Here is a 9,863-nt window from a genome sequence, read left to right on the forward strand (position 1 = left end):
ATTACGAGGAGCCCCGGCGACGAAGTAATCTGGTGTCCTAACAGCGAGATTGCCATGTCGCTGAGGCTCCTCGCAATGACGGCTAAAGGTTCGTCACTGATTCGGGCCTGCGCAGCAGGGGTACGGCTCGCAATGATAGTTGAGCGCTCATATCCTGAGAATCAGGCATTCAGGCTCTTGCTCACCACCTCGTAGACATCGCTGGAGATCCGGGGTACACGAAGAATGCGTACCAGCTGTTCCTTCATCGCGTTACGGCGTGATTCATCGTAGCGCTTCCAGTGGGTCAGTGGATCGAGCATACGGGCCGCCACCTGTGGATTAAGACTGTCGAGATTGACGATCTGATCGGCCAGGAAAGTGTAAGCGGCCGGATCGCGGTGAAAACCGGCGGGATTCCGCATCACGAAGGACCCGATAACCGACCGCACCCGGTTGGGGTTGCGGATATTGAAGTCGGGGTGGTCAAGCAGTTGTTTGACCCGTTCGAGCGCGCCGGGCGCGGGTGCCGCCGCCTGTACGGCAAACCACTTGTCGAGGACCAATGGGTCCTCGTGCCAACGCTCATAGAAATGCTGTAGCGCCTCATCATGCCGGGGCGCGGCATTGTGAACCAGTGCGACCAGAGCCGCCATCGAGTCGGTCATATTGCCGGCCGCCTCATATTGGGCAAACCCCCGCTCCGATCCCCCCTCCAGCGGCACGAGATAAGCCAGGCAGGCGTTGCGAAGCCTGCGCCGTCCCATGGCGCCGGCATCGACACGATAGGGGCCGGGGTCGGCAAGCGCCGTGTAATGTGCCGCCAGCGCTTCCCGATGGGTTTCGGCGAGTGCGGCTCGCACAAACCGGCGCGTCTCATGGATGGCCAGCGGATCGACCTCGTCCATGCATTCGGCGATATACTCCTCCGGCGGCAATGCCAGGGCCTCCGCCACCAACGCGGGGTCGAGCCGATCATCGGCGAGTATCTTTCCGAAGGCGGCGGACAGTCCCCGATCCAGCTCACGCGGCGCACCTTCGATCAGGCGAACGATGACCCGCAGGGCGAGCTGCTGCCCGGCATCCCAACGGTTGAAGTCATCGGTCTCGTTCCCCATCAGGAAGGCCAACTCTTCATCACTGTATCCACCCTCCAGCTTCACCGGTGCGGAAAAGGCACGCAGCAGGGAAGGCACCGGCTCGGCGGGAATTCCTTCGAAGATGAAGGTCTGTTCCGGCTCGTTGAGTACTAGCACCCGTTCGCTGCCGCCGGCCTGCGACTCACCGGCCAGCCTGAGCGGCAGCGCGGCACCCTCCCTCGAAAGCAGGGCCGTCTTCACCGGTATCTCGAAAGGGGCCTTTTGCAGCTGTCCCGGTGTCGGGGGGCAGCTCTGATGGAGGGTCAGGCGGTACTGTTTCGCAGCAGCATCGTAAGCGCGCTCGACCTCGACCTTGGGGGTGCCGGCCTGCTCGTACCAGCGACGGAACTGTGACAGATCGACTCCGTTGGCATCCTCCATGGCCCGCACGAAATCGTCGGTGGTAACGGCCTGACCATCGTGCCGTTCGAAATAGAGATCGCTCCCTTTCCGGAAACGCTCCGGGCCAAGCAGCGTATGGATCATGCGCACGACTTCGGCGCCTTTTTCGTAGATCGTCAGCGTGTAGAAATTGTTGATCTCCACATAGGAGTCGGGCCGTATCGGGTGGGCCATGGGGCCCGCATCTTCGGCAAACTGTCGGGTGCGCAGCAGGCTGACGTCGTCAATCCGCTTGACCGCCAGCGAGGTCATGTCGGCGGTAAACTGGGAGTCCCGAAAAACGGTGAACCCCTCTTTTAGAGAGAGCTGAAACCAATCACGGCAGGTGATTCGATTGCCCGACCAATTATGAAAGTATTCATGGGCAATGACACCTTCGATATTCACGAAATCCATGTCGGTGGCGGTTTCAGGTTTAGCGAGAACGAACCGGGAATTGAAGATATTCAGTCCCTTGTTTTCCATTGCGCCCATGTTGAAATCGTCCACCGCGACGATCATGTAGGTATTCAGATCGTACTCGCGGCCGTAGACCTCCTCATCCCAGCGCATCGCCTTTTTCAGGGAGCGTATGGCATGGCCGGTCTTGTCCTCGTTACCGTATTGCACATAGAGTTCGAGCTTCACTTCCTTGCCCGACATCGTCGTAAAGCAATCGGCAACACAGGCCAGATCGCCGGCCACCAGGGCAAACAGGTAACTGGGTTTCAGTGACGGGTCGTGCCAGGTAACGTAGTGACGTCCACCTGCCAGCTCACCACTGTCGATGCGATCACCATTGGACAGCAGCACCGGATAGTCTTTCCGGTCGGCGATAAGGGTGGTGGTGAAACGGGTCATCACGTCCGGCCGATCCGGGAAATAGGTGATCTTGCGAAAACCCTCCGCCTCACACTGGGTGCAGAAATTGCCGCCGGACAGATACAGTCCCTCCAGGGCGGTATTGGCCGACGGATCGATGCGAGTCACCACCTCCAGATGGAAATGCGCCGGGGGGTGCGGGATCACCAGGGTGTCGTCGGAGATCTCGTAGCCCTCATCACCGACCGGGTCGTGGTCCATGCTCATCGAGACCAGTTCCAGCTCCTGGCCATTCAGCAGGAGAGGCCGCCGCCCCTCCGCCGGGTCGTAGTTCGCCCGAACCTCCATACGCGAGGTCACGGTGGTAACTTCCGGATTCAGATCAAAGCGCAGATTGATCGTCTCGATGCGGTAGTCGGGTGGGGTGTAGTCCTTGAGATAGATGGCTTGCGGCTGGCTTTCGCTCATGGTCAAAAACTATTCCGTAGTTCGAGGCTCAAAGAGCCGATTTTAGCAGGACGGGGTCTAAAGCACAGAGGGCACAACGGCCCCAGAACCCACGCAAAGGCGCAAAGGTCGACAAGCGAAGAAAAGGAAAGCTAAAACCTGGCTTTGCGCCTTTGCGGTGAAAGCTTTTAATCAGTTCAGGGCCAGAACAACCAGTATCAGCGCTTCGCCGATTTCCACCATGGCACCGGCCGTGTCTCCGGTGGTGCCGCCGAGGCGCGCCATGAGCCGGGCGCGGAACAGAAACAGCCAGGCCGCAGCTGCGATCACCGCGAGGAGACCGGCCCACCCGAACAGCAGCAGCGCAAGAACCGCTACTCCGAACATGACATACCGGGCGTGACGTTCGGGAAGGCCGGAGGCCATCGCCTCACCGAGGCCACCGGCCCGCACATAGGGTGTGGTGAGAAACAGGCCAATGATCAGGGTGCGGGACACAACTGGGGCCAGTAACAGAATCGCGCCACCGGACAACGCCGTAATGGCTGCAAATTTGGCGGTCAAAACCAGAACGATGGCGGTGGCGCCCATCGGTCCAAGGTACGGGTCCTTCATGATCGCCAGCATCCGTTCGCGATCGGTGTGTCCACCGACCCAGGCGTCGGTGGTATCGGCAAGCCCGTCCAGATGCAGCGCACCGCTCAGCAATACCCAAACCGCCAGGACAACGGCGGTGCGTACCATCGGGTCGGCGGCTCCCAACAGGCCGTCGGTGATCCACAACAGCGTGCCGATCAGAAAGCCCACCACCGGGAACCACAATACTGCCCGGGCACTGTCCGACGGTTCGGCGGCTTCAAGCTTCGGCGTTGGCAACCGGGTGAGGAATTGCAGTGCAATCCAGAAGTGCTTCGTATTCATTATCCGTTATTCACCGCAGACGACTATATGGATGTAGTCGGTTGAAAATGTCTGGAACCTATTTTCCAGGCGCAGAGTACACGGAGAACTGCATCTTCCGGAGATACGATGTTCCAGAGCAACTGTTCACCCATTACTTCCTTAATCCCATACAGTATCGAAAATCCGTCGTCCCCGCGCAGGCGGGGGTCCATTATGAATCGTGCTTCTGTTCTCTGAATTCCCGCCTGCGCGGGAATGACCGGAAATTTGCGCGGGAATGGCCGGGAGAAGTGACTTGGAATTGAATCCTCCGCGTACTCTGCGTCTCTGCGTCTCTGCGTCTCTGCGTCTCTGCGGTGAACAATCCAGGCTATAGCACCCGATGACGCGCCCTCGGGTGCGAAATGTAGGCTATAACGACTGGCCGTGGAACATGAGCCGCGGCAGGGCCTCATCCCCCTGCCCATCCACACGGATACGGGTGACGCCGGCGTTCGGAACCTGGATGCGGAACATACGATCGAGCGGCATCTCCAGCACGTGGCGGATCACCATCCGCATCTGGCCCGCATGCCCGACGATCAGGATGTGCCGGCCGGCATACTCGTCCAAAATGGAGTGCCAGACCGTGATAATCCGATTCTGGAATTCGACCAACGTTTCCGCACCAGGGGGCGTATTGTTCAGCGGATCGCTCCAGAAGCGCATGAGGATATCGGGATCTTCATCCATCAACGTCTTGGCCGTTTTCCCCTCCCATTCGCCGAAACCGATCTCTTTCAGCCGTGCATCGTAGGCCAGGGCAATGGCGTTTTGCTTCGCCAGTTCCGCCGCGAATGCCCTGCAGCGAAGCAACGGCGAAGAGACAATCGCATCCCATGGACAGTCGTCGCCCACGGCTTCGCGCATCTGTCGCCACCCCTTTTCACTCAACGGATCATCGATCTGTCCGCGGTATTTCCTGCCACCCACGGGCTCACCGTGGCGGATCATGTCAATGGTGGTGGATATCATCAGTCAGTCGATCCATAACTCACTATAAACCACGGGGAACACGGTGCTCACGGGTAAAATCTAAGGATGCGCGCCCCCCCGTGTACCCGTGCGCTCGCAAATTCTCCATCACTTCAATTGCATCGGCAGTCCGGCAGCCACGAAGGTCACACGTTCACAGGTGGTGGCCAACGCCTGGTTGAGCCGGCCTGCTTCATCCCGAAAACGGCGCGCCAAAGGATTGTCGGGGACGATACCGAGGCCGACCTCGTTGCTGACCAAAAGGACGCGCCCCGGGAGGTGCGGAAGCGCCTCCCGCAGACGCTCACGCTCCTGGTCCAGGGTTGCATCACCGGCCTGCAGGAGATTCGACAACCACAGGGTAAGACAATCAACCAGAACGCAACGATCAGAGGCGGCATGCCTCTGGAGGGTCGCGGCCAGCGCCAGTGGCTCTTCGATGGTTCGCCAGCCCGCCGGCCGATCCGCACGATGGCGGGTGATGCGTTCGGCCATCTCCTGGTCGCCCATCGAGGCCGTGGCCACATAGATGACATCCAGGCCACTCTCACCGGCAAGCTGTTCGGCATACCGGCTTTTACCGGAACGGGCGCCCCCCAGGATCAGGTGATTCACGAGGCTCGAAATCGGCTCAGCCGAGCCAGCCGGCGAGGGTGAATACCGCGAGGACCGCCAGCCAGATCAAACCGGCGCGGCGCACCAGTGCCAAGGTTTCGCGGACGTTTTCAGTCTCGACCTGCTGATCGGGATGCCCGTCTTCCTGCTCCACCGGGTCGTACCGCAACCCACCGAAACCGGCCGATACCAGCGCACCGCGATTCTCGTCCACATAACGCCAGGCCTCGTGCCGCCAGCGCTGCATCGCATCGACGAAGCTGCCTGCGAGAGCATAAGTGAAGGCGCAGAGCCGGGTGGGTACCCAGGCAAGGATATAGTGCAGCCGCCAGGCCGCCAGGCCAAAGCCTTCATCAACGCCCCGGTAACGCGCCTCCAGCACGCGGCTGAGCCGGTAGAGGATCGCACCCACCGGCCCGAGCAGGAGAAACCAGAAGACGATACCGAGCACGCGTTCGTGGGCCTCGACGAGAATGGTCTCGATGATAGCCCCCGCCCGTGTTTCAGGCTCTTCGGGAACTTCACCGCCCAGCAGACTGGCGGCATGCCAGCGGGCCGAATCCTCATCATTGCGTTTACGGGCATCCGCGAACGCCTCCACTTCGGCCTCCAGGTCGCGGGGGCCAAAGGCATAGAGCAATACCAGGACCGCATAGATAAACCCGAGCAGGCCCCACAGTTCGCTCAAAGCATACCCCACCAGGCCGACGCCAATCACCGGCAAACCAACCACCAGCAGGACGCCGAGCGGACCGTCCCGGAAACGCCCGGCCGGCAACCTGCCGCGCACCCGGTCAGAAAAGGTGGTAAACCAGTCGAAGCGTCGCAATTCCTCAAGCGAGCCGAGAAAGTGCTCAATAACAAGTGCAAAAATGATGGCAATCAGAGACATGACAAGGTTCCGCTGGGTCTGGGGCTAACCACTGAGCACACAGAGTGCCATAAACAGGAGGCTCGTCTGGAGACTCCGTGACCTCTGTGGTCAAGAATAAACGTGACTAGCCCGGATTATTCACCGCAAAGACGCCAAGGACGCAAAGCGTTGATTACAATGTATCTTGCATTATCACCGAGGTTCCGTTGTTTCTCGGTCATGTATGCCGATAAGCAATAGAATTCTTTGCGCCCTTGGCGTCTTTGCGGTGAGTTCGTGAATTTTCCGGGCTAGGAGCCTGTCGGATTATGGCTGCTCCCACTCGAGAACCATGCTCCTGCGTTGTCTAATACCTACATCCCTGTAAGCATGCGCCGGTGGGAGAGCGACCCAAATCTCCCCGATTTTTCGTTGCGTAACCTCATTATGCGCCGCAAAATCATGAAAATCTGGACCCACTCTCCCACTTTGCTCGCTACAGGCACCATACCCGACAGGCTCCTAGTTTCGAATCTGGCGGGCAAACATGCAACCGATGTTAGACAATCCGCTCCAACTCGTATCCCAGACGCGCCCATTGAAAGGCCGAACCCGGATCGGTTTTGCGCTCCGGGGCGATATCGCTGTGGCCCGCCAGCCGATCGCGGGACACCTCCGGGTACGCCTTCTCCAGCGCCGCGACAACCTCCGCAAGCCGCTGATACTGGGCCACCTCGTAGGGGTCCTCATCCGTCCCTTCCAGTTCGATACCGATGGAAAAATCGTTGCAGCGCTCACGTCCGGCAAAACAGGACACCCCGGCATGCCAGGCGCGGCGATGCAGCGGTACATACTGCACCAGCTCCCCGTCACGGCGGATTAGCAGATGTGAGGAGACCCGCATCCGGTGAATCTCGCGGAAATAGGGATGGGTTTCCGGGTCGAGGGTATTGGTGAACAGGGCATCGATCCAGGGACCTCCGAATTCGGCGGGAGGCAGACTGATGCTATGCACCACCACCAGATCAATCGCTGCATCCGTCGGCCGGTCGTCACAGTTGGGTGAAGGGACCTGACGCGCCTCCTTGATGAGGCCGGTGGCGAGATCAATCGAAAGTACAGGGGGAACGGTCATCGGGCTCACGGTCATTCGCTATCGGTATGCATGCCACGCAGGACCATGTCCGTGAAGCTGACGATCCCGACCACTTTGCCGCTTTCGACCACGGGTGCGCGAGTCAGGTTGAAGCGCTCGAAGAGACGGGCGCAGTAGCGGATATCCATGTCCGGCTCGACACTGACCACCGGCTTGGCCATGACCTCGTAGACGTTGACCCGATCCGGGGAGCGGTCCCTGCCGAGCACGTGACGCGCGATATCCGACACCAGCAACATGCCGTATTCATCGTCCGGGTGGCGCTTGTCGACCATCAGACACTTGGTTTGCAGGCGTCTCATGGCGGTGAGCGCCTCACTGACCGTCGCCATCCCATCCACCATATCGAAGTCCGTCTTCATTACATCACGGACACGTACGATTTTTCGTTCACTCACTGCAACCTCCGCGGAATCTGGAATTCTCGTTCGGCCACTGAACGCGGTTATAGCAGATTGCGCCTGGAGTCAGAAGGGGTTGGGCGATATCCCTCGAAACGGCAGTTCCCCCCCAGGGTAAACGCATACTCACATTTTTGATGTCGGCGAGCGATATAAGTCCTTGATAGCAGGTACGCTGTGAATACATCCGTGTACGCTCGACGGCAGCATCCCTGCTGCCGACGACCTGCTATCAAGGACTTACACCGCTCGCTTCAAAGTATGCGGTTGCCCTGAGTTCCCCCCGAATTTGCCGATCATCGACTGGATAGTGTATAAACTTACAGTATACAGTCCTTCAAAGCGGTTAATGATTATGGGCGATGAACTCACCCCCCGGCAGGCGGAAATCCTGCAACTCATTCGCGAAACCGTCGAAGCCACCGGGTCTCCACCCACCCGCGCGGAGATCGCCCGCATCCTGGGCTTTCGCTCCCCCAATGCCGCGGAGGGACACCTGCGCGCCCTGGCCAAAAAGGGAGCCATCGAACTGATTCCCGGCACCTCGCGCGGCATCCGCCTGCATGGCGGCGAAGGGCTGCCGCTGGTGGGCCGGGTAGCCGCCGGCAACCCCATCCTGGCGGAGGAGAACATCGAAAACCGCTATCGGCTCGACCCGGGCCTGTTCAGCCCCCGCGCCGACTACCTGCTGCGGGTTAAAGGCATGAGCATGAAGGACATCGGCATCCTGGACGGCGATCTGCTGGCGGTACACCGTACGGGCGAGGCCCGCGATGGCCAGATTGTGGTGGCCCGCATTGAAGACGAGGTCACGGTCAAACGTTTGCAGCGAAAGAGCCGGAACCGGGTTCTGCTGCTGCCGGAGAATCCCGAATTCGAGCCTATCGAGGTGAATCCTGCGCGGCAGGAACTGGTCATTGAAGGTATCGGTGTCGGTGTTGTCCGCAACGGCCAATTGGTATGAACCTGAACTCCCTCCTTACCCGCGCCGATATCTGGCGCGGACGGGATACGTCTCCACAAACAACGCCCCACCTCTCCACCGGCCATCCGGCGCTGGATGAGCGGCTGGGTGGTGGCTGGCCGGTGGGCGCCTTGACCGAGATCCTGGTTGACCAAAAAGGCATAGGCGAACTGCGCCTGCTGACGCCCGCCCTGGCTCATCTGTCACGGGCGTACTGGCAGGCCTGGATAGCCCCGCCACACATCCCCTACGCCCCCGCACTGGCCGCGGCCGGCATCGACCTGCAACGCCTGGTCTGGATCCGCACCTGCGGAGATGACCAGACCCTCTGGAGCCTCGAACAGAGCCTGCGCTCCGGCGTCTGCGGTGCCGTCCTCGGCTGGCCCGGGCGGGCCGACAACCGCGCCCTGCGCCGGCTGCAACTCGCCGCCGAACACGGCGAAGCCTCCGGCTTCCTGTTCCGCCCCCGCCAGGAAGCACACCAGCCCTCCCCCGCCGCCGTACGGCTGGAGCTGGAGCTGGAACATGATACCAGGGGGCTGACCGTACACATCCTGAAACGCCGCGGCGGCTGGGCGGGACAACCGGTTGTGTTGAGCGCAGCCTGATCGGAACCCCCACCGAAACGGGAAAGCGCATTAATGTGTCTCCACAACCGAACGAAGGGTCCCTTCTCCCTCAGGGAGAAGGACAGGATGAAGGAGATCAAGAAGCGAATTTTAACACCCCCCTCCCTGGCCCTCGACGGCCAGTGCCCGACGCCGTCTACCACCTACATCCCTGTAGGCGTCCCCCACAGGGGGAGGGAATGGCACCCGAAACGGGAGAGCGCAGGTTCAGCCTGCCTCCAAAACCGAACGAAGGGTCCCTTCTCCCTCCGGGAGAAGGACAGGATGAGGGAGATCAAGAAGCGAATTTTAACATCCCTTCCCTGGGCCCTCGACGGCCAGTTCCCGACGCTACCATCGGAGGGGAGGGAATGGCACCCGAAACGGGAGAGCGCAGGTTCAGCCTGCCTCCAAAACCGAACGAAGGGTCCCTTCTCCCTCAGGGAGAAGGACAGGATGAGGGGGATCAAGAAGCGACCCCCTCCCTGGCCCTCCCCCACAGGGGGAGGGAATGGCACCCGAAACGGGAGAGCGCAGGTTCAGCCTGCCTCCAAAACCGAACGAAGGGTCCCTTCTCCCTC

Annotated in this window: 10 protein-coding genes; 3 read left to right on the forward strand and 7 right to left on the reverse strand. The window is 60.4% G+C overall.

Annotated features, from left to right (window positions below; all coding sequences use genetic code 11):
- Positions 1-161: 161 nt before the first annotated feature.
- The 7 genes from pepN to Q7L05_RS09755 form a co-directional block, all read right to left on the reverse strand.
- Positions 162-2,789 (reverse strand): aminopeptidase N, encoded by a 2,628-nt coding sequence (gene pepN, locus Q7L05_RS09725; RefSeq protein WP_303905469.1) that lies wholly within the window; start codon positions 2,787-2,789, stop codon positions 162-164.
- 171 nt (positions 2,790-2,960) lie between these two features.
- Positions 2,961-3,689, reverse strand: a complete 729-nt coding sequence (locus Q7L05_RS09730; protein ID WP_303905472.1) for an adenosylcobinamide-GDP ribazoletransferase — start codon at positions 3,687-3,689, stop codon at positions 2,961-2,963.
- A gap of 393 nt (positions 3,690-4,082) precedes the next feature.
- Positions 4,083-4,685, reverse strand: a complete 603-nt coding sequence (locus tag Q7L05_RS09735; protein WP_303905475.1) for a histidine phosphatase family protein — start codon at positions 4,683-4,685, stop codon at positions 4,083-4,085.
- Between the two features lie 108 nt (positions 4,686-4,793).
- Positions 4,794-5,300, reverse strand: a complete 507-nt coding sequence (cobU, locus tag Q7L05_RS09740; protein ID WP_303905478.1) for a bifunctional adenosylcobinamide kinase/adenosylcobinamide-phosphate guanylyltransferase — start codon at positions 5,298-5,300, stop codon at positions 4,794-4,796.
- Positions 5,301-5,316: 16 nt separating this feature from the next.
- Positions 5,317-6,192 carry a regulatory signaling modulator protein AmpE gene (ampE, locus tag Q7L05_RS09745; RefSeq protein ID WP_303905481.1) on the reverse strand — a complete coding sequence of 292 codons (876 nt, stop codon included), beginning with the start codon at positions 6,190-6,192 and terminating at the stop codon, positions 5,317-5,319.
- 520 nt (positions 6,193-6,712) lie between these two features.
- A complete protein-coding gene (gene ampD / locus Q7L05_RS09750; protein ID WP_303905484.1) occupies positions 6,713-7,303 on the reverse strand; it encodes a 1,6-anhydro-N-acetylmuramyl-L-alanine amidase AmpD in 591 nt (196 codons plus the stop codon).
- Complete coding sequence (locus tag Q7L05_RS09755) at positions 7,300-7,707, reverse strand: CBS domain-containing protein (RefSeq protein ID WP_303905487.1); 408 nt, start codon at positions 7,705-7,707, stop codon at positions 7,300-7,302. Before Q7L05_RS09755 ends, ampD begins: the two co-directional genes overlap by 4 nt.
- 358 nt (positions 7,708-8,065) lie before the next feature.
- Between Q7L05_RS09755 and lexA the strand changes: the two genes are divergently transcribed.
- The 3 genes from lexA to Q7L05_RS09770 form a co-directional block, all read left to right on the forward strand.
- Positions 8,066-8,674 (forward strand): transcriptional repressor LexA, encoded by a 609-nt coding sequence (gene lexA, locus Q7L05_RS09760; RefSeq protein WP_411293332.1) that lies wholly within the window; start codon positions 8,066-8,068, stop codon positions 8,672-8,674.
- Positions 8,671-9,282 carry a translesion DNA synthesis-associated protein ImuA gene (gene imuA, locus Q7L05_RS09765; RefSeq protein ID WP_303905491.1) on the forward strand — a complete coding sequence of 204 codons (612 nt, stop codon included), beginning with the start codon at positions 8,671-8,673 and terminating at the stop codon, positions 9,280-9,282. The genes lexA and imuA overlap by 4 nt, the downstream gene beginning before the upstream one ends.
- Before the next feature lie 87 nt (positions 9,283-9,369).
- Positions 9,370-9,863, forward strand: a 494-nt coding sequence (locus Q7L05_RS09770) for a hypothetical protein (protein WP_303905494.1), incomplete at its 3' end; no start/stop codon positions are given.

It is taken from the genome of Thiohalomonas denitrificans (assembly GCF_016841685.1).
Classification (GTDB): domain Bacteria; phylum Pseudomonadota; class Gammaproteobacteria; order Thiohalomonadales; family Thiohalomonadaceae; genus Thiohalomonas; species Thiohalomonas denitrificans_A.